This is a genomic window from Aminobacter sp. Piv2-1 (assembly GCF_037625995.1).
Lineage (GTDB): Bacteria > Pseudomonadota > Alphaproteobacteria > Rhizobiales > Rhizobiaceae > Aminobacter.
In genome coordinates, this window is the sequence record NZ_JARKMU010000011.1 from 31,331 (window position 1) to 57,287 (window position 25,957).

Genomic DNA, 25,957 nt, shown 5'->3' on the forward strand with positions numbered 1-25,957 from the left:
GAACCGCTTTGCCATTGGGGAATTCCATGCCTGCATCAATCTCTCTGTCGAATATTGCCTGGTCCACGCCTGACGGCCGGACGCTTCTTTCCGATCTTTCGCTGAATTTCGAGACCGGCCGCACCGGGCTTGTCGGACGCAACGGCGTCGGTAAGTCGACGCTGCTGCATCTGATCGCCGGTCCCTTGCAGCCACAGGCGGGCAAGCTCTCCGTCAGCGGTACGATCGGCCTGTTGCGCCAGTCGGCGCAGGTGTCGCCCGGCGAGACCGTCGCCGACCTGTTCGGCGCGTCCGACGGGCTCGACCTGCTGCGCCGCGCCGAGGCCGGGCTGGCCGAGGTCGACGAATATGCCGACGCCGACTGGACACTGGAGACGCGGATCGAGGCAGCACTTGCCCGCGTCGGCTTGAGCGCTGGGCCCGGCACCGAGCTGTCGGCGCTTTCGGGCGGCCAGCGCACGCGCGCCGGGCTCGCGGCGCTGATCTTCGGCGAACCCGACTTCATCCTGCTCGACGAGCCGACCAACAACCTCGACCGCGAGGGACGCGACGCGGTGATCGATGTTCTCGCCAGTTGGCGGGCAGGGGCCATCGTCGTCAGCCACGACCGCGAACTGCTCGACACCATGGATGCCATCGTTGAACTGACCTCGCTGGGCGCTACGCGCTATGGCGGTAGCTGGAGCCACTATCGCGAGCGCAAGGCAATCGAGCTGGCATCTGCCCGGCACGACTTGCTCGATGCCGAACGGCGCGTTTCGGAAGTCGCCCGAGCCGCCCAGACGACGGCCGAACGCAAGGCGCGCAGGGACGGCGCGGGCAAGCGGAAGGCCGCCAAGGGCGATATGCCACGTATCTTGATGAACGGCCTTAAGAACCGCGCCGAGAACTCGTCGGGCGAGAATGTCAGGCTGGCCGAACGCCAGCGCGTGCAGGCCGAAGCCGACGCGGCCGCGGCGCGCGAAAGGATCGAGGTGCTGCAGCCGCTGTCAGTGGTGCTGCCGTCGACCGGATTGCCATCCACCAAGGCGGTGCTGCGGATCGACGGCCTGACTGCCGGCTACGAACCTGGAAGGCCGGTGATCTCGGATTTTTCGCTCGGTCTGACCGGCCCGGAGCGTGTCGCAGTAGGTGGCGGCAACGGAACCGGCAAGTCCACCTTGCTCAAGGCGATCGCGGGCGCTCTGGAACCGTGGACAGGCAGCGTCTCCATTCTGACCGGTTATGCCATGCTCGACCAGCACGTCGGCCTGCTTGATCCGTCAAGTTCCATCCGGGACAACTTCCGCCGCACCAACCCCGAGGCCGACGAGAATGCTTGCCGCGCGGCGCTGGCGCGGTTCATGTTCCGTGCCGATGCGGCGCTGCAGATCGTGGGCAGCCTCAGTGGCGGACAACTGCTGCGCGCCGGGCTCGCCTGCGTGCTCGGCGGCAAGTCGCCACCGCCACTGCTGATCCTCGACGAGCCGACCAACCATCTCGACATCGACGCCATCGAGGCCGTGGAAGCCGGGCTGCGTGCCTATGACGGGGCCTTGCTGGTGGTGAGCCACGACCAGGCGTTCCTTGAGGCGATCGGCATCACCAGGCGGATCGAACTGGGTACAGCCGCAGTGAACGGCGGTTAGGTGTTAGGTGCTGAGCGAGTTCGGGGCGCGCAAGCTGACGCCGGTGATGCGCCAGACGCCATCGGGCTGGAGTTCGAGGGTGTAGACGGCTTCATAGTCCTTGCCGTCGGGGCCGACGATCAGCACCTGCTGGATGATCGCGGTCGGGCTCATTTCCCGGAACTTGCCGAAGTCAAAGCTCTGCGCATGGTGCACCGGCTTGTAGCCACCCGAAACCATGCCCATGAAGGTTTCGAGCGTCGGAAAGATTCGCTTCACGTTGGGTGCGGCATAGCTGTAGGCGGCCGCATCCTCGCCCGCCCTGAAAGCTTCGAGCTGGGCCGAGATGCTGTCCTGCGCGGCCTTGACCTCGGCTTCGCCGGCCAGTGCCGGGAAGCCCAGGAGCGAAATGGCGAAGACCAATGCGATGCTGCGCATTCTTGCCTCCGTTTCCGGCGCTCGCGGTGGTCCGCGACGCCTTGGCATTGTAACATACGCGGGAGCCGTCGCCGTGGTTTCAGCATGGCGCGGCCGATGGCGTGGAGGCGCCGGCTTGAAAGCTCGGGCGCGTTCTGCGACAAGACCGCGAATGACGACAGGCCCGGAACGGACGGTGCGATGAAGACCTTTTTCGTGCAGATCAAATGCGAACTCGGCAAGGCCTATGAGGTGGCGAGCGCTCTTGCCGACGCCGAGATTGCTTCCGAGATCTATTCGACCGCCGGCAATTTCGACCTGCTTGCCAAATTCTATGTCGACGACGAGGTCGACATCGGCCATTTCGTCAACGAGCGAGTCCACCCGATCGGCAACATCAAGGACACCTTCACGACGGTGACCTTCCGCGCCTTCTGAGCGCAAAAGGGGCAGGGTTGCGCCCAAATCCCGTGCCGCATGCCGAAACCATGGGCATTTTCGCGATTGTTTCGCCAGCTGCGCCAGAAATGGGCGATTGCGCTTGATTTTCTCCGCCGAGGTCATTTGACTGACCTCAGAGGGGAGTTCATCTGTGGTCGCCTTCGACGAAATGCTCCCGGCGGAAGCCGGACTTAGAAGACCCTACGAAGCCTACGACAGCTGGCTGAAAAACCAGGACCCTGCTCGACTTACCGAAAAGATGCGCGATGCCGAGCGCGTGTTCCGCAAGACCGGCATCACGTTTGCCGTCTATGGCGAGCAGGAGGCGTCCGAGCGGCTGATCCCGTTTGACATCGTGCCGCGGATCATCGCCGGCAACGAATGGCGACGGTTGACCCAGGGCATCGAGCAGCGCGTGCAGGCGCTGAACGCCTTCCTCGACGACATCTACCACCGCCAGGAAATCCTGCGCGCCGGCAGGATCCCGCGGGAACTGGTCGCCACCAACGAGGCGTTCCTGCCCGAGATGATCGGGGTGAGGCCGCCGGCCGGCGTCTACACCCACATCATCGGCGTCGACATCGTGCGCATCTCCGAGAACGAGTTCTACGTGCTCGAGGACAATGCGCGCACGCCGTCCGGCGTGTCCTACATGCTCGAGAACCGCGAAACGATGCTGCAGCTCTTTCCCGAGCTGTTCCAGCGCATCAAGGTGCAGCCGGTGGAGAACTATCCGCAGCTGCTGCGCCAGTCGCTTGCGGCCGTTCGGCCGAGCGGCGTCAGCGGTGCGCCCACCATCGCGGTACTCACGCCGGGCAGCTACAACTCGGCCTATTTCGAACACGCCTTCCTGGCCGACCAGATGGGCGTCGAACTGGTCGAGGGGCAGGACCTGCGCGTGGTCGACGGGCATGTCGCAATGCGCACCACCGAGGGCTACAAGCAGATCGACGTGCTCTACCGCCGGGTCGACGACGCCTATCTCGATCCGCTGACCTTCAAGCCGGACTCGGCGCTGGGCGTGCCCGGCATCATGGACGTCTACCGCGCCGGCAATATCACCATCGCCAACGCACCCGGCACCGGCATCGCTGACGACAAGGCGATCTACTCCTACATGCCGGAGATCATCGAGTTCTACACCGGCCGCAAGCCGATCCTCGGCAACATCCCGACCTGGCGCTGCTCCGAGCCCGACAGCCTGAAGTATGTGCAGGAGCACCTCGCCGAGCTGGTGGTGAAGGAGGTGCATGGTTCGGGCGGCTACGGCATGCTGGTGGGGCCGGCAGCGAGCAAGAGGGAGCGCGAGGCTTTCGCCAGGAAACTCGCGTCGCGGCCCTCCAACTATATCGCCCAGCCGACGCTTTCGCTGTCGACCTGCCCGATCCTGACCCAGAAGGGGCTCGCGCCGCGCCATGTCGACCTGAGGCCGTTCGTCCTGGTTTCCGACCGCATACGGATCGTGCCAGGCGGGCTGACACGGGTCGCGCTGAAAGAGGGGTCGCTTGTCGTCAACTCGTCGCAAGGTGGCGGGACGAAGGACACGTGGGTACTGGATGACTAGGGGACGCTGACAGTTCATGCTTCTGGGACGCACCGCCAACGGCCTCTACTGGATGAACCGCTACATCGAGCGGACCGAAAACATGGCCAGGCTGATCGATGCCGGCCTGCGCATGGCGCTGACCCGCAGCCAGAACGCGTCGGACGAATGGAACTCGGTGCTGCTTTCGGCAGGGGCGGCAAATGCCTTTGCTGTGAAGCACAGCGACTATACGTCCGAAAACGTTGCTGATTTTCTGCTTCGGGACATGTCGAACCCGTCGAGCGCGGCGGCGGCAATGGAAACGGCGCGCAACAACGCCCGCATGGTGCGCACGGCGCTGACGCGCGAGACCTGGGAGAGCATCAACGAGGCCTGGATGTCGCTCAAGCGCATGCTGGCCACGCCCATCGACCAGCGCGAACTGCCGAGCGTGCTCGACGCCATCAAGCGCGAGACGGCGCTGATCCGCGGATCGTTCTACGGCACGATGCTGCGCAACGAGATCTTCGACTTCGCCCAGCTCGGCACCTATGTCGAGCGCGCTGACAACACCGCCCGCATCCTCGACGTCAAATATTACGTGCTCCTGCCTTCGGTCTCGTGGGTGGGTTCGTCGCTCGACAATTACCAGTGGGAGTCGATCCTGCGCTCGGTGGCGGCACACCGCTCCTATCGCTGGGTCTACGAGGCCGAATACAAGCCAACCAACATCGCCGAATATCTCATCCTCAACGTGCGCATGCCTCGTTCGCTGACCTTCAGCTACCGCTTCATCGCCGAGCACCTGAAGTTCCTGTCGGAAGACTACAGCGCCAGGCACGAGAGCAACGATCTGGCCGACCGTACCTACGCCCGGCTGCGCGGAACCCAGATCAAGGACATCTTCGAGGGCGGCCTGCACGAATTCCTGGCCGACTTCATCCGCGACAACAACAAGCTGGGCGACCGGGTGGCCCAGGACTTCGGCTTTTACTGATTAGGCAACGCCATGCGGCTCAAGGTTTCGCATCGCACCGAATACAACTACGACCAACCGATCCGCTACGGGCTGCAGCGCGTCCGTCTGTGGCCGGCGAGTGGCCCGGCGCAGACCATGCTGACCTGGACGCTGCAGATAGAGGGCGCACGCGAGGAGGTACGCTTCCTCGACCAGTTCGGCAACGACACGAGGCTGCTGTCGATCGACGGCGAGCCGCACACGATCAGCATCCTGGCCGAGGGCGAGGTCGAGACCAACGAGGTCGCCGGCATATCGGGCCCACATCGCGGCTTCGCGCCGCTATGGCTGTTCCAGCACGAGACGCCGCTGACCGCGCCGGGCGAAGCGATCCGGGATCTGGCGGCGGGTGTGGGCGACGGCGGCGAGGTCGAGCGGCTGCACCGCCTGATGGGATTGATCCGTGAGCGCGTCGCCTATGTGCCCGGCACCACGGATACAGGGACCACTGCCGAACAGGCGCTGACCAAGGGAACGGGCGTCTGCCAGGACCATGCCCATGTGTTTGCCGCCTGCGCCCGCCTGCTTGGCTTCCCGGCGCGCTATGTCAGCGGCTACCTGATGATGAACGATCGCGTCGAGCAGGTGGCGACCCATGCCTGGGCCGAAGCCAATGTCCCCGGGCTGGGGTGGGTGGGGTTCGACGCCGCCAACGGCGTTTCGCCCGACCAGCGCTACGTGCGCGTGGCGGTGGGCCGGGACTATCGCGAGGCGATGCCGATTTCGGGCATACTGATCGGGCAGGCGCAGGAACGGCTTGCAGTCCATATCACTGTGGAGCAGTAATCCGGCAGGAAAGCTCGCCCGGACTGGAATCGCATGACTTATTGCGTCGGCCTCAAGATTGATCGCGGACTGGTGTTCATGTCGGACACCCGCACCAATGCCGGCATCGACAGCATCTCGACGTTTCGGAAGATGAAGGTCTGGGAAAAGCCGGGCGAACGCGTCATCGTGCTGATGTCGGCCGGCAATCTTGCCACCACGCAATCTGTGGCGAGCCTGCTCGACGAGCGCACCAAGGCCGTCGCGGAGCGCGCCCCGACGATCTTTGACATGCCCTCGATGTACCGGACCGCCTGCCTGGTCGGGGAGGCGGTCAAGGAGGTGATCGCGCAGTCTGCACCCGTGGGGCAGAAGGCCGATTCGAGCTTCAACGCCTCCTTCATCCTCGGCGGCCAGATCAAGGGCAGCGAGCCCAGGCTGTTCATGATCTATCCCGAGGGCAACTTCATCGAATCGACCGACGACACGCCGTTCTTCCAGATCGGCGAGACCAAGTACGGCAAGCCGATCATCGTGCGCGCCTATGACCGCACGATGAGCTTTGCCGAAACGGTGAAGCTCCTGATGGTGTCGTTCGATTCGACGCTGAAGTCGAACCTGTCCGTCGGCCTGCCGCTCGATCTTTTGTTCTACGAGAAGGACGCGCTGAAGGTGGGGCTCAAAAAGCGCATCGGCGCCGACGATCCCTATTATCGGACGATCTCGGACGGCTGGTCCAACGCGCTCAAGGTGGCGTTCCAGAGCCTGCCGGACTTTCCGGAGTAGATGCAGCCGGTCCGACCTTCGCCCGGCGTCATCCAGGATTCGGCATCGCAGGCCACGCTTGCGCTTGAGGGCTCCGCGGAATGATCCGCTACCACATCGCCCGGAGCGAAAAGCTCGCGTATCTTAGCCAGACGCGCCTCAAGGCTTCGTTGCAGCTTCGAAGCGGCTTTTCACCGCTTTCGTTTTCACCTATCGTCCCAAAAAACGAAATTCGGGGAATGCAGCAATGTATCTGTCGCCACGCCAGTCCGAAATCGTCCAGATGGCCAAGGACAACGGGCGGGTGCTGGTCGACGATCTGGCCGCGCATTTCCAGGTCACGCCGCAGACGATCCGCAAGGACCTCAACGACCTCTGCGACCAGCGGCTGTTGAGCCGCGTCCACGGCGGGGCGCTGTTCCCATCCGGCATCGAGAACCTCGAATACGAGGCGCGGCGCAAGATCGCGGCCGACGAGAAGGACGCCATCGGCCAGGCCGCGGCGCGCATCATCCCCGACAACGCGTCCCTGTTCGTCAATATCGGCACCACCACCGAGGCGGTGAGCAAGGCACTCCTCGACCACAAGGGTCTGATGGTCATCACCAACAACATCAATGTCGCCAACAGGATGCGCGTCTATCCTTCGATGGAGGTGGTGATCGCCGGCGGCGTGGTGCGCGGCTCGGACGGCGGCATTGTCGGCGAGGCGGCTGTCGATTTCATCAAGCAGTTCAAGGTCGACTACGCCGTGATCGGCGCCTCGGCCATCGACCATGACGGGGCATTGCTCGACTTCGACTTCCGCGAGGTGAAGGTCGCCCAGGCGATCATCGCCAACGCCCGGCACGTCATCCTGGTTTCGGACAGCACCAAGTTCGAACGGACGGCGCCGGTGCGGATCGCGCATCTGTCGCAGATGGACAGCTTCATCACCGACCGCTGCGACCTGCCCAGTATTCGCAGGATCTGCGCCGAATCGGACGTCCAGCTGATCGAGACGAAAAGACCCGCCTAGGCACATCGCGCGAACGCGGGTCTTAGACGTACTCGGCTGGTTTCGCCTCAGCTATAGGGCGAATAGCACTGTCGACGCGGCCCGTCGTAGGGCTGGTAGGTGTTGTCCCAGGCGCGATACGAACGGTAGCGATCGTAGCACCACTGCACGTGGGCATCGCCGTAGGCGCGCACGCCATAACGCGGCGCGACGTAGCGGGGCTGGCTCAGCGCGCCGCCGATGATGGCCCCGGCGATGAAGGCGCCGGCGGGGAACCACCAGTCGTTGTAGCGGCGATATCCGGGCCTGTAGTCGCGGTAGCCGCGATGGCCGTTCATGTAATAGATATCGCCCCGGCGGATGATCCGGTAGCGCCTGTCGTCCCGATCCATGCGCGTGACCCGTCGCGGCCGCCAGTAGGGATCGTACTGCACCTGCTCGACCCCTGAATTTGCCTCCGGCGCCTTGGGATAGAAGGCTGGCGCGGCCGCGACTGGAACCGCGGACGCTGCCGCAAAGGATGTCGCAAGAACTGTCGCCAACAATCCAGACATGATCTTCTTCATGATCGTCTCCTCAAAAGGAACTGAACCCTTTGAGGCTAAACGGTCAGGACAGGCAGAATGTTCCTCGTGCGTGCGGGAGCGGTCGACGATGAAATGACATGGCAAAGATGCCGGAGTGGTGAGCGCGCAGGGATTCGAACCCTGGACCTACTGATTAAAAGTCAGTTGCTCTACCGGCTGAGCTACGCGCTCCCGAAGGCCGCGCGGCGACCCCGAAATTGCGGCGGAACATAGGGAGAGTGCCCCCGCCGGTCAACCGGAAAATCAGCACGATAGCCGTCCAATGGCCACCTTTCATGCAGCTTCCGCAGGGTTCGTCACATTGCTGGCGCGATGCCCTGCTGTAAGACCGCGCCGCGCCGCGGCCGTTTTGTCAAAGGGGATGTTGAAAGATGCTTGTTCGCCCGCAGTTCGTCCTGGCCTCACTGGCACTGCTTGTCTTGCCGGCCAATGCCCAGACCGAGGACCTCGTCTTCACCCTGACGAACGGCACCTCGTCGGTGCTCACCGAGTTCTACGTGTCGCCGGTTGGCGTCAGGGATTGGGAGGAGGACATTCTCGACGTCGACATGCTGGCGCCCGGCGAGAGCATCGAGATCACCATCGCCGATGGCCGCAGCGTCTGCGACTACGACATGCGCTTCGAGTTCGACGCGGAGTCGGACCTCGACACGACCGAGGACACCCAAAACCTCTGCGAACTCGGCGAATACACCGTCCGCGACTAGCTCGGCCGCCTGCCGGCGACGACATGCCACGGAATGGTGATTGGTGCTGTCAGGCCGACAACGCTATATCCGGCCCTGATTATCGGCGGAGCGGCATGGAATGTTACTGGACGTTGGCTATCTGACTGCACTGGGGGCGGGAGCGTTGTCGTTCCTTTCGCCATGCGTGCTTCCGCTGGTGCCGCCTTATCTCTGCTACATGGCCGGCGTTTCCGTCGACGATTTCAAGGCGGGGGGCGCTGCCGTTGCCGTCAACCGGGCGCGGGGCGCGCTGCTGACGGCCTCCACCTCCTTCGTGCTGGGCTTCACGACCGTCTTCGTGGCCCTCGGCGCCGGCGCTTCCACCATCGGGCAGGTGCTCCGGCTGTGGCAGCAACCGCTTGCCATGGCCGCCGGCGTGCTCATCATCCTGATGGGCCTCAATTTCCTCGGCCTCCTGCGCATCCCGATGCTGTCGCGCGAGGCGCGCTTCCACGCCGAGGGCAAGCCGGCGAGCAATCTCGGCGCCTACGCCATGGGCCTGGCCTTCGCCTTCGGCTGGACGCCCTGCATCGGTCCGGTCCTCGGGCCGATCCTGACGCTCGCAGGCGGACGCGGGACGGTGGGCGAGGGCGCGTTGCTGCTCGGCATCTATTCGCTCGGGCTCGGCATTCCATTCCTCGTCGCCGCGCTGTTTTCGGGCGCGTTCATGCGCTTCCTGTCGAAGTTCCGCGTGCATCTCGGCAAGGTCGAGAAGGTCATCGGCGCCCTTCTCGTCGTGGCCGGCATCCTGTTCCTTACGGGTGGCATTCAGACAGCGTCCTATTGGCTGCTCGAGCGCTTCCCCATCCTGGGCCAGCTAGGCTAGCGTCCGGCCGGAATTCCGCTGCATTGGACCGCAATGCTTGCGGTGATAGAAAGGTGGCCGATTCCAGCCGCCTTTCTCCAAACCGGACGAAGCCATGACCTCGAGAACCTGTCTGTCGATCATTCTTGCTGCCGGCGAAGGCACGCGCATGAAGAGCGCCATGCCCAAGGTGCTGCATCACATCGCCGGCCTGCCGATGGTCGCGCATGTGGCGAGGACGGCCCAAGCGGCGGGGGCGAGCGATGTCGCACTGGTCGTCGGGCATGGCGGCGACCAGGTGAGGAAAGCCGCGGAAGGTTTTGCGCCGAAAGCAGAAATCTTCATTCAGACCGAGCGGCTGGGCACGGCGCATGCCGTGCTGGCGGCGCGGCAGGCGATTGCGCGCGGCCATGACGATTTGCTCGTCATGTTCGGCGACACGCCGCTGGTCGAGGCAGAATCGCTCGCGACCGCGCGGGCTGGTCTGGCCGACGGTGCCGCCGTGGTGGTCATCGGTTTCAGGCCGCCGAGCCCGGCAGGCTATGGCCGCCTGATCGAGAAGGATGGCAGGCTGGTCGCCATCCGCGAGGACAAGGACTGCACCGACGAGGAGCGCAAGATCGGCTTCTGCAATGCCGGCCTGATGGCGATTGCCGGCAGGCACGCGCTCCAACTGCTCGACCAGGTCGGCAATGCCAACGCCAAGGGCGAGTTCTATCTCACCGACATCGTCGAGATCGCCGACCGCGCCGGGCTCAAGGTCGTGGCGACCGAGGCGAGCTTCGAAAGCGTGCTCGGCATCAACAACCGCGCGGAATTGGCCGAGGCCGAGGCCATCTGGCAAAAACGCCGCCGCCGCCAGGCGATGCTCGACGGCGCCACGCTGATCGCGCCGGAAACCGTCTACTTCTCGCACGACACCGAAATCGGCGCCGACGTGACCGTCGAGCCGAATGTCTGGTTCGGCGTGGACGTGAAGATCGCCGACGGGGCGGTCATCCATGCCTTCAGTCATCTCGAGGGCGCGCGCGTCGGCCCGCGTGCCGAGATCGGGCCTTTCGCGCGGCTCAGGCCGGGCGCCGACCTGCGCGAAAAATCCAAGGTCGGCAATTTCTGCGAGGTGAAGAAGGCGACGGTCGAGAAGGGCGCCAAGGTCAACCACCTCACCTACATCGGCGACGCACGCGTCGGCGCTGGCGCCAACATCGGCGCCGGTACCATCACCTGCAACTATGATGGTTATTCGAAATTCTTCACCGACATCGGCGAAGGTGCCTTCATTGGGTCGAATACCTCGCTGGTCGCCCCGATCGCGATCGGCGCGCGGTCCTACATCGCCTCTGGCAGCGTCATCACCGACGAGGTGCCCGAGGACGCGCTTGCCTTCGGCCGGGCGCGGCAGAAGACGATGCCGGGCAAGGGCAAGGAACTGCGCCAGCGTTTTGCCGACGCGGCCGCGGCGAAGAAGAAGTCCGCGGCGGAGTAACCCTGCTTCAATCCCGCCGTGCTAAATTGCCGCGAATTGGCGGCAGTGCGGCTGATACGTTGCGAAACGGAATGTGACTTCCGCTCGGGTGCGGCTCCGCATAAATGGCCGCCAGGGTTCGCGGGACATTTTTGGGGGGCGCCTATGTGCGGAATCGTCGGAATCGTCGGGCAGGTGCCGGTTGCGCCGCTGATCGTCGATGCGCTGAAGCGGCTGGAATATCGCGGCTACGATTCGGCCGGCGTCGCCACCATCGAACATGGCGAACTCGCGCGCCGGCGTGCCGAGGGCAAGCTCGTCAATCTCGAGCGCCGGCTGAAGGCCGAGCCGCTGGACGGCACAATCGGCATCGGCCACACGCGCTGGGCCACCCACGGCGTCCCCAACGAGACCAATGCGCACCCGCATTTCTCCAGCGGGGTGGCGATCGTCCACAACGGTATCATCGAGAATTTTGCTGAGCTGCGCCAGGAGCTTACGGCCGACGGCTACGAGTTCACCTCGCAGACCGACACCGAGGTCGTGGCTCACCTGATCGCCCGCGAACTGGCGGGCGGCGCTAAACCGGTTGACGCCGCCTATGCCGCACTCAAGCGGCTGCACGGTGCCTTCGCGCTGGCCATCATGTTCCAGGGCGACGAAGACCTTATCGTCGGCGCCCGCAACGGCCCGCCGCTGGCCGTCGGCCACGGCGAGGGCGAGATGTTCCTGGGCTCGGACGCGATTGCGCTGGCACCCTTCACCAACTCGATCACCTATCTCGAGGATGGTGACTGGGCCGTCGTGCGCCGCACCGAGTTCCAGATCTACGACATGGACGGCAACGCGGTAGAGCGACCGCGCCGCCAGTCGCTCGGCACCAGCTACCTGGTCGACAAGGGCAACCACCGGCACTTCATGGAAAAGGAGATCCATGAGCAGCCGGAAGTGATCTCGCACACGCTGGCGCATTATCTCGACTTCACCCAAGGCGTGTCCAAGCCGCTCGACCTGCCGTTCAGCTTTGCCGACATCGACCGCATCGCGGTTTCGGCCTGCGGCACGGCCTATCTTGCCGGCCTGGTCGGCAAATACTGGTTCGAGCGCCACGCAAGGCTGCCCGTCGATATCGACGTCGCCTCGGAGTTCCGCTACCGCGAGATGCCGATCTCGAAGAAGAGTGCTGCGTTGTTCGTTTCCCAGTCGGGCGAGACCGCCGATACGCTGGCTTCGCTGCGCTATTGCCGCAAGGAAGGCGTGCCGATCGGTGCCATCGTCAACGTGCGTGAATCGACGATTGCGCGCGAATCCGACGTGACGCTGCCGACGCTGGCCGGTCCCGAGATCGGCGTTGCCTCGACGAAGGCCTTCACCTGCCAGCTTTCGGTGCTGGCGGCTCTTGCCATCCGCGCCGCCTCCGAGCGCGGCACGATCTCGGCCGACGAGGAAAAGGCGCTGGTGCGCAGCCTGTCCGAGACGCCGCGCTACGCAGCTCAGGTGCTCAAGCTCGACAAGCAGATCGAGAAGGTGTCGCGCGAGCTCGCCTCCTACAAGCACGTGCTCTATCTCGGCCGCGACACCAACTTCCCCCTCGCCATGGAAGGCGCGCTCAAGCTCAAGGAAATCTCCTACATCCACGCCGAGGGTTACGCGGCCGGCGAGCTCAAGCACGGCCCGATCGCGCTGATCGACGAGAACATGCCCGTCATCGTGATCGCGCCGCACGACCGCATATTCGAGAAGACCGTGTCGAACATGCAGGAGGTGGCGGCGCGCGGCGGCAAGATCATCCTGATCACCGACCAGAAGGGTGCCGCGCAGGCGACGATCAAGACCATGGAAACGATCGTGCTGCCGGACGTGCCGGAATTCATCGCACCGATCATCTACGCCCTGCCGATCCAGATGCTGGCCTACTTCACCGCCGTCTTCATGGGAACGGACGTCGACCAGCCGCGCAATCTGGCGAAGTCGGTGACGGTGGAGTAGGTCGAACCAAGGCACTAAAATCTTTGGTTGCACAATGTTAAATCGTGCAACTAGTAGTGGATTTTGCTCTGGTGTTGCCGTATCCTGCCTCCGCAACCTGAGGAGGTGGAGATGGCCACTGGCTTTGCCAAGAAGCTGGCCTCGTTGGCGGAGGCGGAATTCGACCAGTACAACGGCTACCATGAGACCACGCCCAAGATGGCAGGGCGGATCAAATGGTACTGGAGCAGCCTGGGGCTCGGATTTCCGGGTGTGGGCACGGCTTGGTCGGCGGTGTTCGTGTCGTCGTTCGTGAAGAATGCCGGGGCAAGCGCCTCCCAGTTCAAGTTCTCTCCGAGGCATTCCGAGTTCGTCCACGTGGCGATCGACAATGCCGGGAAAGTAATCGGGGTGTTCCGCGCCTATCCGACGGTCGACTATGCGCCGAAGATCGGCGACATCATCCAGAACAACCGCAATGGCAACACCTTCGACTACAGCTTTGCCATGAGCAACAAGGCGTACGAATCCCACTCGGCCATCGTCGTCGAGGAAGGGGTCGACGGCGGCGGCCGCTACGTCAGGACGGTCGGGGGCAATGAGTCGGATACCGTAGGCGCTAGGGTCGTGCGGCTCAACGCCAAGGGCATCATCAAGCAGCCGACCACCGACCCCAGTCGCTACATCTGCGTCATACAGAACCTGTTGTAGAACCGGGCGGCTTGGCGAAGGAGCCTCCGCGGTGCGGCAGGTGAGCAATATTGGTTGTCGGGTGGCAGACTTGATGCTCTAAGGTGAGTGCAGCGCACAATCCGTCGAGCCGTCCATGTCCGACAGCCAGAAGTCCTCGTCAGTGACGCGGTTGAGGAACTACTTCCTCACCGGCTTCGTCGTCTGCGCGCCGCTGGCGCTCACCGTCTACATCGTCTGGTCGTTCATTGGCTGGGTCGATTCCTGGGTGAAGCCCTACATCCCCGCGCGCTACAATCCCGACACCTACCTGTCGATCCAGGTTCCCGGCTTCGGGCTGATCGTGGCGCTGGTGCTGATCACGCTGATCGGTTTCCTGACCGCCAATTTCATCGGCCGCGCCATCGTCGGCTTCGGCGAGCGGCTGCTCGACAGGACGCCGCTGGTGCGCGGTCTCTACAAGGCGCTGAAGCAGCTGTTCGAGACCGCCCTTTCGGACAAGAACGAGATGTTCCGGACGGTCGGCATGGTCGAATATCCGCGCAAGGGCGTGTGGTCGATCGTCTTCGTCGCCGGCGACAAGCGCTCAGAGATCAACGACAAGCTCGATGTCGAGGGCGATCCGTTGATGGCGGTCTTCATGCCATGTACGCCGAACCCGACGACGGGCTTCCTGATGTACGTGCCGAAATCTGAGGTCGTGCTGCTCGACATGAGCATCGAGGACGGCGCCAAGTTGATCGTTTCGGCAGGACTGGTGACGCCCGACACCAAGCGGAAGGCGGACGCCAAGGGCAAGGCGGTCGACGGGCCGTTGGGCAATCCGCCGGTGGGCACCCTGCCTCAGCCCGCTCTCAGCAACCTGACCGCCTCGTCGCGGCCGAACAAATAGAGCAGCAGCCGGAGCGCTTCGCCGCGTGGCGACACCAGTTCGGGATCGCGGGCGAGGATCAGCCGGGCGTCGTCGCGAGCGATTTCAAGCAGGTCGGCATGCGCCTCGATGCGCGCGACCTGGAAGCCGGGCGTGCCGGACTGTCGCGTGCCCAGCAGTTCGCCTTCGCCGCGCAGCTTGAGGTCTTCCTCGGCGATGAGGAAGCCGTCCTCGGTGTCGCGCATGACCGAAAGGCGGCGCTTGGCGGTTTCGCCGAGCGGATCCTTGTAGAGCAACACGCAGGATGAGGGCTTCGAACCGCGGCCGACGCGTCCGCGCAGCTGGTGCAGCTGGGCCAGGCCGAAGCGCTCGGCGTGCTCGATGACGATGATGGTGGCGTCGGGCACGTCGACGCCGACCTCGATGACGGTGGTGGCGATCAGTACGCGGGTTTCGCCTTCCTTGAAGGCGCGCATCGCCTCGTCCTTCTCCGCCCCCTTCATGCGGCCATGGACGAGGCCGATGCGGGAGCCGAAGACGGGCTGCAGCGAGGCGAAGCGGTCCTCGGCCGACATCAGCTTGATCTCTTCGGATTCCTCGACCAGCGGGCAGATCCAGTAGACTTTCTGGCCCTCGGCCACGGCATCGCGCATGCGGCCGACCAGTTCGTCGATGCGGTCGAGTGGCATGGTGACGGTGCGGATCGGCTGGCGGCCGGCCGGCTTTTCGGTCAGGCGCGACACGTCCATGTCGCCGAAGGCGGTGAGCACCAGCGTGCGCGGGATGGGGGTGGCGGTCATGACCAGCATGTCGGGCGCCTGGCCCTTGGCATTCATGGCGAGGCGCTGGTGGACGCCGAAGCGGTGCTGCTCGTCGATGACGGCAAGTGCGAGGTCATGGAAGACGACGGCTTCCTGGAACAGCGCGTGCGTGCCGATGACGATGTCGATCTCGCCGGATGCGAGGTCGGCGAGGGTCTGGGTCCGCTCGCGGCCCTTCTCGCGGCCGGTGAGCACGGCGACCTTCAGCCCAACACGCTCGGCCAGCTGCGAGATGCCGGCAAAATGCTGGCGGGCGAGGATTTCGGTCGGCGCCATCAATGCAGCCTGACCGCCGGCTTCCACGGCACGGGCCATGGCGAGCAGCGCCACCACCGTCTTGCCCGAGCCGACGTCGCCCTGGAGCAGGCGCAGCATGCGCTCGGGCTTGGCGAGGTCCTCGTTGATCTCGACAAGCGCCTGTTCTTGCGAGCCGGTCAGCGCATAGGGCAGGGCTTTGCGCAGGGCATCGACGAGCCGGCCGTCGCCGGTGAGCGGGCGGCCATGCAGCTTGCGCACGCGGGCGCGTACGAGCGCCAGCGACACCTGGCCGGCGAGGAATTCGTCATAGGCGAGGCGGCGCCAGGCGGCGGTATCAGGCGATGCATCCAGCGGATCGGCGGGGTTGTGGACGCGCTGCAGGGCGGCCGCGAAGGCCGGAAAACTCTGCCGGCGCATGACGTCGGCATCGAGCCACTCCGGCAGCGCCGGCACGCGCTCGATGGCCTGGCCGATGGCTCGGCGCAGGACCTTCGCCGACAGGCCGGAGGTCAGCGGGTAGACAGGCTCGACCAGCGGCAGCTTGTCGGCCTCGCTGGCGAGCGCGATGTGGTCGGGATGGACCATCGAGGGGCGGCCGTTGAACCATTCCATGCGGCCCGAGACGATGACAAGCTCGCCCTCGGGCATCGCCTTTTCGAGATAGGCAGCGTGGGCATGGAAGAAGGTCAGCGCGATCTCGCCGGTGTCGTCATGCGCATAGACGCGGTAGGGCACCGAGCGGTTGCCGCGCGGCGCCGGCTGGTGGCGGTCGATGCGGACCTCCAGCGTGACGATAGCGGCTTCGGCGGCATAGGCGATGCCGGGACGGTTGCGCCGGTCGATGACGCTGTTGGGCAGCACGAACAACAGGTCGCCTGTTCGCGCCGAGCGGTCGCCGAGATCGGCGGGCACGACCTTCTCGACCAATGTCGCCACTTTGGGACCGACACCGGCAAGCGTTGTGATGGGCGAGAACAGGGGATCGAGGAGGGAAGGCCGCATCATGTCAGCTTATGCGCTCGACTTGCCGGGGCAAAGGCTGACAGGGGCGGCTATCCACGCTATATGCGCCCCGTCACCAGAGGAATTGCCGAAATGACCGGAACGACACGCTCAAGCGAAGGCCTGGATGCGCGCAGGCGCAAGCTGCTGTTCCGGTCGTGGCATCGCGGCATGCGCGAGATGGACCTGATCCTCGGTCACTTCGCCGACACCAGCATCGACAAGCTGAGCGACGAGGAGTTGGACGTCTACGAGGCGCTGCTCGACATCACCGACAGGGAACTGCTGTCCTGGATCATCGGCGAGGCGCCGGTGCCGGCTGCGGTCAACACCGACGTCTACAGGCAGATCGTGGCGTCGCGCGACGCCTTCACCATCTGAGCGAAATCATGAGCTTGCTGAAATCGATCGGCCTGCCGAAAGGTCGCGCCGGACAGTTCATCGTCGATGGCGTCGCCGACGGCTACGAGGCGTTCGCGATTGCGACGGCGGCAGCGGAAATGGCGCCCGATGGTCCGCTGCTGTTCGTGGCGCGCGACGGCCAGCGCCTGCCGCAGATCGTCGAGGCGCTCAACTTCGTGGCGCCAGACGTGCCCGTGCTGGAACTGCCGGCATGGGACTGCCTGCCCTATGACCGCGTGTCGCCGGGGGCGGACGCCGCGGCGCGCAGGCTGGATGCGCTGGCGGCGATCATTGCGCTCAGGAAGTCGCCCCATCGCGCCATCGTGCTGACCACCGCCAATGCGCTCCTGCAACGGGTGCCGCCTACTGCCGCCATCGAGGCGCAGGAATTCCGCGCCAAGCCGGGCAACCAGGTGGAGATGAACGCGCTGGTGGCGCGGCTGGAGCGGGCGGGCTTCGAGCGCGTGCCGACGGTGCGCGGCGTCGGCGAGTTCGCCGTGCGCGGCGGCATCCTCGACCTCTATGCGCCGGGTGCGCCGGACGCGCTGAGGCTCGACTTCTTCGGCGACACGCTGGAGACGATCCGCGCCTTCGACGTGGCGACGCAGCGCACGACGGGAAGCCGCAATTCGGTCGTGCTCCAGGCGATGAGCGAGGTGGCGCTGACGCCCGAGACGATCAGCAAGTTCCGCCGCAGCTACATCGAGGCCTTCGGTGCGCCGTCGCGCGACGACGCGCTCTACGCCGCCGTCTCCGAGGGCCGGCGCTTTGCCGGCATGGAGCACTGGCTGCCGTTCTACTATCCGCACATGGAGACGGTGTTCGAATACCTGCCCGACGCGCCCGTGGTGTTCGATCACCTGGCCCGCGAGGCGCTGAGCGAGCGCCATGCGCTGATCCTCGACCACTACGAGGCGCGCCGGAAGCAGGCCGAAGGCAGCGGCATCAAGGATGCGGTGCCGTACAAGCCGGTTGCGCCCGGGCAGATGTATCTCACGCCCGACGAGGTGACGACGGCGCTGGCCGACCAGGCCAATGTCGAGCTGACGCCCTTCGACACGCCCTTTACGAGCGGTCGCAAGGTTCTTCATGCCGGATCGCATGCCGGCCGCAGCTTTGCCGAAGAGCGCGCCGACCCCAACGCCAACGTCTTCGAGGTGGTGGCGCGCCACATCGCCGACCAGCGCGCGGCCAAGCGGCGCGTGGTCGTCGCCGGCTGGACCGAGGGCTCGCTCGACCGCCTGACGCAGATCCTCGAGGAGCACAATCTCGGCAATCTCAAGCGGGTCGAAAGCCTTGGCGACGTCGAGGCGCTGAAGCCGGGCGAGGCGGGGCTAGCCGTCCTGCCCATCGAAGCCGGCTTCGAGGCAGGGGATCTGATATTCGTCGCCGAGCAGGATATTCTCGGCGACCGCCTGATCCGCCGCACCAAGAAGCGCAAGCGCGCCGCTGACTTCATCGCCGAGGCGTCGTCGCTGTCGGCGGGCGACATCGTCGTCCACGCCGACCATGGCATTGGTCGTTTCGTCGGGCTGAAGACCATTGAGGCCGTGGGCGCGCCGCACGACTGCCTCGAAATCCACTATGCCAGCGACGGGCGGCTGTTCCTGCCTGTCGAAAACATCGAGCTGCTGTCGCGCTACGGTTCGGATTCGGCGGAAGCCACGCTCGACAAGCTCGGCGGCGGCGCCTGGCAGTCGCGCAAGGCCAAGCTCAAGCGGCGCCTGCTCGAAATGGCGGGCCAGCTGATCAAGCTCGCCGCCGAGCGCCAGATGCGCGAGGCGCCGGTGATGAACCCGCCAGACGGTATCTATGGCGAGTTCGCCGCACGCTTCCCCTATGAAGAGACCGACGACCAGCAGAGCGCCATCGATTCGGTCATGGAGGACCTGGCCGACGGCAAGCCGATGGACCGCCTGATCTGCGGTGACGTCGGCTTCGGAAAAACCGAGGTTGCCCTCCGCGCGGCCTTCATCGCCGCCATGGAAGGCTTCCAGGTGGCAGTGGTGGTGCCGACGACACTGCTGTCGCGCCAGCATTTCAAGACGTTCTCGCAGCGCTTCGCCGGCCTGCCGGTTCAGGTGCGCCAGGCCTCGCGCATGGTCGGCGCCAAGGAATTGGCCGAGACCAAGAAGGGCATCACCGAAGGAACGGTCGACATCGTGGTCGGCACGCACGCGCTGCTCGGCTCTTCCATCGAGTTCAAGAACCTCGGGCTGCTCATCATCGACGAGGAGCAGCATTTCGGCGTCAAGCACAAGGAACGGCTGAAGGAGCTGAAGAGCGACGTGCATGTGCTGACGCTGTCGGCGACGCCGATCCCGCGCACGCTGCAGCTGGCGCTGACGGGGGTGCGCGAGCTGTCGCTGATTGCCACGCCGCCGGTCGACCGCATGGCGGTGCGCAGCTTCATCTCGCCCTTCGATCCGCTGGTCATCCGCGAGACGCTGCTGCGCGAACGCTATCGCGGCGGCCACAGCTTCTATGTCGTGCCGCGCATTTCCGACCTCGCCGAGACCCAGCAGTTCCTGCAGGAATCGGTGCCGGAGCTGAAGGTCGCGGTGGCGCATGGCCAGATGCCGGCGGGCGAGCTCGACGACATCATGAATGCCTTCTACGACGGCCAGTATGACGTGCTTCTGTCGACCACCATCGTCGAATCCGGTCTCGACATCCCGACCGCCAACACGCTGGTCGTGCACCGCGCCGACATGTTCGGCCTTGCCCAGCTCTACCAGCTGCGCGGACGTGTCGGCCGCTCCAAGGTGCGCGCCTATGCGCTGTTCACGCTGCCCGCCAACCGCAAACTGACCGATACCGCCGACCGACGGCTCAAGGTGCTGCAGTCGCTCGACACGCTGGGCGCAGGCTTCCAGCTCGCCAGCCACGACCTCGACATCCGCGGTGCCGGCAACCTGCTCGGCGAGGAGCAGTCGGGACACATCAAGGAAGTCGGCTTCGAGCTCTACCAGCAGATGCTGGAGGAGGCGGTGGCCGAGCTGCGCGGCAGCGGCGAGGAGATCGACACGGGCTGGTCGCCGCTGATCGCCGTCGGCACCGCCGTCATGATCCCGGAAAGCTATGTGCCGGACCTGCAGCTCAGGCTCGCACTCTACCGCCGCCTCGGCGACCTCGAGAACACCGAGGAGATCGACGGCTTTGGCGCCGAGCTCATCGACCGCTTCGGGCCGCTGCCCGACGAGGTCAAGCACCTGCTCAAGATCGTCTTCATCAAGGCGCTGTGCCGCAAGGCCAATGTCGAGAAGCTGGACGCCGGGCCGAAGGGCGTGGTGGTGCAGTTCCGCAAGCGCGAGTTCGCCAATCCGGCCGGGCTGGTTCGTTACATCGCCGAGCAGGGTTCGCTCGCCAAGATCAGGCCGGACCAGAGCGTGGTCTTCCAGCGCGACTGGCCGAATGCCGAGAAGCGGCTGGCGGGTTCCGCAGTGATCATGACGCAGCTGGCGAAGCTGGCAGACGCCGCCTGAGGCAGGGCCGAGGGCGGTTGTTGGGGCGTGCGTCCTTCGACAAGCTCAGGATGAGGACCGTCGGCGCTGTCAGCAAACCTTCGTGGCAAGCATCAACGCGATGGCCCCGATGCCATGTGCGTTGCCGCAACGCGGCGTCCGCTGCGGTGACGACGCCGGAGCGACCTTGCCGTCAGCACCGCCAGCCCTGGGTCGGCCACAGGACTACAGCAACGGCCCTCATCCTGCGCTTGCACCACGGCCCTCATCCTGAGCTTGTCGAAGGACGCACGACCAACCAACCGCCAATCAGGCTCGGATCGCCCTTAGCTCGTCGCCAGCTCGCCGCCCGCCTTGGCGGCCGCCACTTGGCGGATCGCGTCGACGAGGGTGGCCGAATCCTGGGCGCCCATGACTGCGTATTTGCCTTCGAGCAGGAAGCACGGCACGCCGGAGATGCCCATGCGCGAAGCGGTGACGATCTCGTTGGTGACCTCGTTGCGGTCCGCGTCGGTCGGCAGCAGCGCTGCGGCGACGGCTGCATCCATGCCGGCCTCGCGCGCCGCCTCGGTGAGCACGCCATGGTCGCCGATGTTCTTGCCCTGCTCGAAATAGGAGCTGAACAGCAGGCTGACCAGCTTGCCCTGGACGCCTTCGCCCGACGATGACGCCCAGCGGATGAGCCTGTGGGCGTCGAGCGTGTTGGGGGCGACTGTGATCGCGTCGAAGTCGAAGGAAATGCCCTCGACCGCGCCGAGCGACACCAGATTGGCGTGGATCTGCTTCAGCCGCGCCTCGTCGCTGAACTTCGCCAGCATGTAGGCCTTGCGGTCCTTGCCTTCCGGCGGAATGGTCGGGTCGAGCTGGAACGGACGCCAACGCACGTCCGCCGAAACCTCGGGCACGCTGGCAAGCGCGCTTTCGAGCCGCTTCATGCCCACGAAGCACCATGGACAGACGACGTCCGACACCACGTCGATGGTAAGTTGCTGGGCCATGTCTGGGACGATCCTTGTTCCGCGGCGCGGTCCAATCGGGCGGCTGAATGCCCGATCCGCGTTCGCTCTGCTCGAGGCTAGCCGCCCTGGCTCCACCAGACCGGCAGTTGATAGCCAGATATGGGATTTTTTTCCGGATGTTTTAGTCGCTTCGCGTAGGCGATCCATTGATCGGCGTTGTGCTGCATCGGAACCATGTAGTTGCCGGAGATCAGCAGCCGGTCGAGCGCGCGCACCGCGGCGACGAAATCGTCCTTCTCGCGCGCCTTGAGCATGGCGTCGATCATGGCGTCGACCGCGGGATTGGCCACGCCCGCGAGGTTGAACGTACCCGGCTTGTTGGCCGAGGAAGAACCCCAGCGGCCGATCTGCTCGATGCCCGGCGACAGGGTGCCGGTGAAGCCCGTCGCGCCGATCAGCACGTCGAAGTCGAAGTTCTGCTTGCGCGACTGGATCTGGTCGGCCTCGAGCGCGCGGATGACGACGGCGACGCCGAGCTTCTCCAGCGTGCGCTGGTAGATCGCGGCCAGGCGCTGCTCCGCTTCGGAGGAGGTCAGGATCTCGAAGCCGAACGGCTTGCCGTCCTTGTCAATCATCTTGCCGCCCTGCAGCGTGTAGCCCGCACTCTTGAACAGGTCGAAGGCGGCCTTCAGCACCTTGCGGTCCTGGCCCGAGCCGTCGGTGACCGGCGGGCGCCAGCTGCCGTCCATGACGTCGGCGCGGATGGCGTCGGGGAAGGGCGCGAGCAGCGCCTTTTCCTTGTCGTTGGCGGGCACGCCGTAGGCCGAAAGCTCCGTGCCCTGCCAGAAGCTGACGGTGCGCTCGTACTTGCCGCCGAACAGGCTCCGGTTGGCCCATTCGAAATCGTAGAGCATGCCCAGCGCCTGGCGCACGACTGGGTCCGAGAATTTCGGCAGCCTGGTGTTGAACATGAAGCCGGTGACCACCGGCGGCAGGCCGCTCTTGAAGGTTTCGGCGACGATGTCGCCGTTCTTGTAGGCGGGAAAGTCGAAGCCGCGCTCGCGCTTGACCGGATCGGCCTCGGTGTAGGTGTCGCACAGCCCTTTCTTGAAGGCCTCGAACTGGGCGGCCGCGTTCAGGAAATATTCGATGGTAATCTGGTCGTAATTGTCGAAACCGCGCTTCGACGGGATGTCGCGGCCCCAATAGTCGGGGTTGCGCTTGAACACGATGCGCTCGCCCGGCTTGACCTCGGCGATCGTGTAGGGGCCGCTGCCCATCACCGGCTTCAGCGTCGTCTGGTCGAAGGTCGCCTTGTCGAAGAAGTGTTTCGGAACGATGGGCGTGAGCGCGATGATCAGCGGGAATTCGCGGTCGGCCTTGTCGTTGAAGGTGAAGCGGACCGACAGGTCCCCGGTCTTCTCGATCTTGTCGATGCGGGCCATGCGGTCGCTGTAGGGCGGACGGCCCTTCTCGGTGAACACCTCGTAGGTGAAGATGACGTCGTCGGGCGTGATCGGCTTGCCGTCCGACCATTTGGCGTTGGGGTCGATGTTGAACTCGATCCACTTGCGCTCCGGATCGATGTCGACGGACTTCGCGATCAGGCCATAGACGCTGAACGGCTCGTCGGCACTGCGTGCCATCAGCGATTCGAACACGAGGTTGCCGTAGATGACGTCGATCACGCCGCGCGCGGTGGTGCGCAGGCTCTTGATGATGAACGGATTCAGGTTGTCGAAGCTGCCGATGACGCAGTAGTTGATCTGGCCGCCCTTGGGCGCATCCGGATTGGCATAGGGAAAGTTCTTGAAATCCGCGGGCAGGGTAGGCTGGCCGTGCATCGACAGGCCGTTCACCGGCTCGGCGAATCCCGCCTGCGGAGCCAGCAGGAAGAAGGCAGCGGCGGCAGTCGACAGGGAAAAGCAGCGCCTCACGACGATTTCTCCATGAGAACGGGGAAGTTGGTGATTCGAAGCCTAACCCAGCCCTGTACGGGCCGTCCATGGCAGCTTGGAAATACAAGAAATGCCGCTTTGCGGGCTGGATTCAGGCCGCGCGGCGGTGTAACACCCGCGGCGAAGTCATGCTGTTGCCTCATTTGCCCAACAGGTAGCGTCGACACACCGACCCCGGCCGGTCCCGGGATTGTTTGAGAGGATTTCATGAAGATCACGAACCGGAAATTCGATGGGTTCCGTCTGTCCATCCTGGCGGCTGGCGTTGCCGGTGCGGTGGCGTCGAGCCTTTCGCCCGCGGCCGCACAGCAGCAGCAGGTGCCGCAGGGCTGGTTCAAGGCATGCTCCAAGCAGGCCGACGTCGACATCTGCAACGTGCAGAACATCCTGACCGCTTCGAACGGCCAGCTGGTCACCGGCATCTCGATGATCGAGCTCAAGGGCAAGGTCAACCGCAAGGTGTTCCAGGTGACCGTTCCCAGCGGCCGTCTGATTCCTCCGGGCGTCGGCCTGCAGGTCGACGCCAACAAGACCCAGAAGCTGGAATACGTGATCTGCTTCCCGGATCGTTGCGTGGCCGAGATCCCGTTGACCGACCAGCTCGTCGGTTCCTTCAAGAAGGGCACTGAACTGACGCTGACCTCGGTCAACTTCCAGAACCAGCCCAACCCGATCAAGGTGTCGCTGCAGGGCTTCTCCGGCGCCTTCGACGGCGAGCCGCTCAAGCAGTCGGATCTCGAGGATCGCCAGAAGAAGCTCCAGGAGTTCGTCTCCAAGAACAACCAGGACTTCGCCAAGAAGCTCAAGGAAGAGCAGGACAAGGCCAAGACGGCCAACTGATCCTCAATTGGCAGGAAAACGAAAAAGCGAGGCTTCGAGCCTCGCTTTTTTTGTGTCCGCTCGGCAGTTCGCGATCAATGGCTGATGCGCGGCTTGAGCACGTAGCCGCCGTCTGGCCCCTTGTCGAAATATTCTCCCACCTGCGGGTGGCGGACCGGTTCTCCGGAATGGTCCTCGAGCAGGTTCTGCTCCGATACGTAGGCGACGTATTCCGTCTCCGAATTCTCAGCGAGCAGGTGGTAGAAGGGCTGGTCGCGGCTCGGGCGCACGGCTGCCGGGATGGCCTCGTACCACTCTTCGGTGTTGGAGAATTCCGGGTCGACGTCGAAAATCACGCCGCGAAAGGGAAACACGCGGTGGCGAACCACCTGTCCGATCGAGAACTTCGCCGTCTTCATGTTCGCTACCATGCCCGCATATGATCTGCCTGATCATACGCCAAATCAACTATTTAGGTTGCTGGTTGAAGCCAGGACCGCAGCTTTTGGCCGTGCGCCGGGCTTTGTCCTATTTGGCCCGCCCGGGCGGCCATTTCAATGGCGTGCCGCTTGACTGGCGGCGGAGCCGCACGCTACCGGCTGCCCATGTCGGCAGGCATGCGGTCTGCCGCGGCACCGAGGACATTGCGGGGAGCCTTTGAATGTCGGACGTGATCGGGCTGGTACTCCCGTTCTTCGGGCTGATCTTCGTCGGCTATGCGGTCGCCCGTCTCACGCGCCAGCCGCTGGAGGCGCTGGGATGGATGACGACCTTCATCGTCTACGTGGCGCTGCCGGCGCTGTTCTTCCAGCTCCTGGCCAAGACACCCTTCGAGCGGCTGACCGAATGGAGCTACATCCTCGGCGCCGTGTTCTCGACCTTCATCATCTTCGCGACGATGTTTGCCGCCTCCTTCGTCAGGGGGCGCGGCGAGATCGCCGAATCGACGGTCAAGGGGCTGGCCGCGGCCTACGGCAACATCGGCTACATGGGACCGGGCCTGGCCCTGCTCGCCTTCGGCGAGGAGGCGGCGGTTCCGGTGGCGCTGATCTTCTGCTTCGAGAACATCATGCACTTCACCGTTGCGCCGATGATGATGGCGATGGCCGGTGACGAGCGACGCTCCCCCATGAGCGTGGCCGCCGATGTCTTCAAGAAGATCGCGTTCCACCCCTTCATCATCGCAACCGCCCTGGGCGTGCTCGCCGCCTATGCCGAGTTCCGCCCGCCGCTGCCGCTCGAGCGCTTCCTCGAATACCTGTCGCGCGCGGCTGCCCCTTGCGCTCTGTTCGCCATGGGCGTGACGCTGGCTTTGCGCCCGCTGAAGCGCGTTCCGCACGAAATCGCCCCGATCGCCATCCTCAAGCTGATCGTGCATCCGCTCTTGTGCTACGTGGTGCTAAGCTGGGTCGGCAATTTCTCGCCGGCATGGCTGTTCTCGGCGGTGCTGCTTGCGGCGCTGCCCACCGCCACGAACGTGTTCGTCATCGCTCAGCAATACGGCATATGGGTCGAACGCGCTTCGGCGAGCGTATTGATCACCACCTGTGCCTCGGTGCTGACCGTGACGGGCCTGCTCTACATGATCCAGAACGGTATCCTGCCGCCGGACCTGTTTCCGTAGA

General features: G+C 64.7%; 23 protein-coding genes and 1 tRNA gene. 17 read left to right on the forward strand and 7 right to left on the reverse strand.

Annotated features, from left to right (window positions below; genetic code table 11):
• Positions 1-26: 26 nt before the first annotated feature.
• Positions 27-1,628, forward strand: a complete 1,602-nt coding sequence (locus AmiPiv_RS19315; RefSeq protein WP_340039944.1) for an ABC-F family ATP-binding cassette domain-containing protein — start codon at positions 27-29, stop codon at positions 1,626-1,628.
• Positions 1,629-1,631: 3 nt separating this feature from the next.
• Here AmiPiv_RS19315 and AmiPiv_RS19320 read toward each other — a convergent pair whose 3' ends face one another.
• Positions 1,632-2,045 (reverse strand): DUF4864 domain-containing protein, encoded by a 414-nt coding sequence (locus tag AmiPiv_RS19320; RefSeq protein ID WP_340039946.1) that lies wholly within the window; start codon positions 2,043-2,045, stop codon positions 1,632-1,634.
• Between the two features lie 180 nt (positions 2,046-2,225).
• Between AmiPiv_RS19320 and AmiPiv_RS19325 the strand changes: the two genes are divergently transcribed.
• From AmiPiv_RS19325 to AmiPiv_RS19350, 6 genes are all read left to right on the forward strand, one after another.
• Positions 2,226-2,462, forward strand: coding sequence for an Lrp/AsnC ligand binding domain-containing protein (locus AmiPiv_RS19325; protein ID WP_340039948.1), 237 nt, complete (start codon positions 2,226-2,228; stop codon positions 2,460-2,462).
• A gap of 154 nt (positions 2,463-2,616) precedes the next feature.
• Positions 2,617-4,029 (forward strand): circularly permuted type 2 ATP-grasp protein, encoded by a 1,413-nt coding sequence (locus AmiPiv_RS19330; protein WP_340039950.1) that lies wholly within the window; start codon positions 2,617-2,619, stop codon positions 4,027-4,029.
• 16 nt (positions 4,030-4,045) lie between these two features.
• Positions 4,046-4,987: an alpha-E domain-containing protein gene (locus AmiPiv_RS19335; RefSeq protein WP_340039951.1), complete on the forward strand. Its 942-nt coding sequence runs from the start codon at positions 4,046-4,048 to the stop codon at positions 4,985-4,987.
• A gap of 12 nt (positions 4,988-4,999) precedes the next feature.
• The gene (locus AmiPiv_RS19340) at positions 5,000-5,794 is read left to right on the forward strand and encodes a transglutaminase family protein (protein WP_340039953.1); all 795 of its coding nucleotides are present in this window, start codon (positions 5,000-5,002) and stop codon (positions 5,792-5,794) included.
• 33 nt (positions 5,795-5,827) lie between these two features.
• Positions 5,828-6,559 carry a proteasome-type protease gene (locus AmiPiv_RS19345; RefSeq protein WP_340039955.1) on the forward strand — a complete coding sequence of 244 codons (732 nt, stop codon included), beginning with the start codon at positions 5,828-5,830 and terminating at the stop codon, positions 6,557-6,559.
• Positions 6,560-6,785: 226 nt separating this feature from the next.
• Positions 6,786-7,556, forward strand: a complete 771-nt coding sequence (locus AmiPiv_RS19350) for a DeoR/GlpR family DNA-binding transcription regulator (protein WP_340039957.1) — start codon at positions 6,786-6,788, stop codon at positions 7,554-7,556.
• Positions 7,557-7,603: 47 nt separating this feature from the next.
• On the opposite strand, the gene AmiPiv_RS19355 is transcribed toward AmiPiv_RS19350, so the two are convergent.
• Positions 7,604-8,101 (reverse strand): BA14K family protein, encoded by a 498-nt coding sequence (locus AmiPiv_RS19355; protein WP_340039959.1) that lies wholly within the window; start codon positions 8,099-8,101, stop codon positions 7,604-7,606.
• Positions 8,102-8,217: 116 nt separating this feature from the next.
• Positions 8,218-8,293, reverse strand: a tRNA-Lys gene (locus AmiPiv_RS19360).
• A gap of 200 nt (positions 8,294-8,493) precedes the next feature.
• On the opposite strand from AmiPiv_RS19360, the gene AmiPiv_RS19365 reads away from it, so the two are divergent.
• The 6 genes from AmiPiv_RS19365 (at position 8,494) to AmiPiv_RS19390 (ending at position 14,670) form a co-directional block, all read left to right on the forward strand.
• Entirely contained in the window at positions 8,494-8,829 is a 336-nt protein-coding gene (locus AmiPiv_RS19365) for a hypothetical protein (protein WP_340039961.1), read from the forward strand.
• 100 nt (positions 8,830-8,929) lie between these two features.
• Entirely contained in the window at positions 8,930-9,676 is a 747-nt protein-coding gene (locus tag AmiPiv_RS19370; protein ID WP_340039963.1) for a cytochrome c biogenesis CcdA family protein, read from the forward strand.
• Between the two features lie 94 nt (positions 9,677-9,770).
• Positions 9,771-11,141: a bifunctional UDP-N-acetylglucosamine diphosphorylase/glucosamine-1-phosphate N-acetyltransferase GlmU gene (glmU, locus tag AmiPiv_RS19375; protein ID WP_340039965.1), complete on the forward strand. Its 1,371-nt coding sequence runs from the start codon at positions 9,771-9,773 to the stop codon at positions 11,139-11,141.
• Positions 11,142-11,285: 144 nt separating this feature from the next.
• On the forward strand, positions 11,286-13,109 hold the full coding sequence (gene glmS, locus AmiPiv_RS19380; RefSeq protein WP_340039967.1) for a glutamine--fructose-6-phosphate transaminase (isomerizing): 1,824 nt from the start codon (positions 11,286-11,288) through the stop codon (positions 13,107-13,109).
• Between the two features lie 111 nt (positions 13,110-13,220).
• Positions 13,221-13,799, forward strand: a complete 579-nt coding sequence (locus AmiPiv_RS19385; RefSeq protein ID WP_340039969.1) for a DUF2272 domain-containing protein — start codon at positions 13,221-13,223, stop codon at positions 13,797-13,799.
• Positions 13,800-13,914: 115 nt separating this feature from the next.
• Positions 13,915-14,670 carry a DUF502 domain-containing protein gene (locus tag AmiPiv_RS19390; RefSeq protein ID WP_340039972.1) on the forward strand — a complete coding sequence of 252 codons (756 nt, stop codon included), beginning with the start codon at positions 13,915-13,917 and terminating at the stop codon, positions 14,668-14,670.
• Here the strand turns inward: AmiPiv_RS19390 and recG are convergent.
• On the reverse strand, positions 14,622-16,730 hold the full coding sequence (gene recG, locus AmiPiv_RS19395) for an ATP-dependent DNA helicase RecG (RefSeq protein WP_340040212.1): 2,109 nt from the start codon (positions 16,728-16,730) through the stop codon (positions 14,622-14,624). The two genes, AmiPiv_RS19390 and recG, sit on opposite strands and share 49 nt — an antisense overlap.
• Positions 16,731-16,823: 93 nt before the next feature.
• Here recG and AmiPiv_RS19400 point away from each other — a divergent pair, with 93 nt between their 5' ends.
• A complete protein-coding gene (locus AmiPiv_RS19400; protein ID WP_340039974.1) occupies positions 16,824-17,111 on the forward strand; it encodes an FAD assembly factor SdhE in 288 nt (95 codons plus the stop codon).
• 8 nt (positions 17,112-17,119) lie between these two features.
• A complete protein-coding gene (gene mfd / locus AmiPiv_RS19405) occupies positions 17,120-20,617 on the forward strand; it encodes a transcription-repair coupling factor (RefSeq protein ID WP_340039976.1) in 3,498 nt (1,165 codons plus the stop codon).
• A 305-nt stretch (positions 20,618-20,922) separates the two neighbouring features.
• Here the strand turns inward: mfd and AmiPiv_RS19410 are convergent, their stop codons facing one another.
• The gene (locus AmiPiv_RS19410; protein ID WP_340039978.1) at positions 20,923-21,594 is read right to left on the reverse strand and encodes a DsbA family oxidoreductase; all 672 of its coding nucleotides are present in this window, start codon (positions 21,592-21,594) and stop codon (positions 20,923-20,925) included.
• A 77-nt stretch (positions 21,595-21,671) separates the two neighbouring features.
• Complete coding sequence (locus AmiPiv_RS19415) at positions 21,672-23,492, reverse strand: extracellular solute-binding protein (RefSeq protein WP_445206979.1); 1,821 nt, start codon at positions 23,490-23,492, stop codon at positions 21,672-21,674.
• 228 nt (positions 23,493-23,720) lie between these two features.
• On the opposite strand from AmiPiv_RS19415, the gene AmiPiv_RS19420 reads away from it, so the two are divergent.
• Positions 23,721-24,353, forward strand: a complete 633-nt coding sequence (locus AmiPiv_RS19420) for an invasion associated locus B family protein (protein WP_429094820.1) — start codon at positions 23,721-23,723, stop codon at positions 24,351-24,353.
• Between the two features lie 74 nt (positions 24,354-24,427).
• On the opposite strand, the gene hspQ is transcribed toward AmiPiv_RS19420, so the two are convergent.
• The gene (gene hspQ, locus AmiPiv_RS19425) at positions 24,428-24,751 is read right to left on the reverse strand and encodes a heat shock protein HspQ (protein ID WP_340039980.1); all 324 of its coding nucleotides are present in this window, start codon (positions 24,749-24,751) and stop codon (positions 24,428-24,430) included.
• 242 nt (positions 24,752-24,993) lie between these two features.
• Here hspQ and AmiPiv_RS19430 point away from each other — a divergent pair, with 242 nt between their 5' ends.
• Positions 24,994-25,956 carry an AEC family transporter gene (locus AmiPiv_RS19430; protein ID WP_340039982.1) on the forward strand — a complete coding sequence of 321 codons (963 nt, stop codon included), beginning with the start codon at positions 24,994-24,996 and terminating at the stop codon, positions 25,954-25,956.
• Position 25,957: the final 1 nt, after the last annotated feature.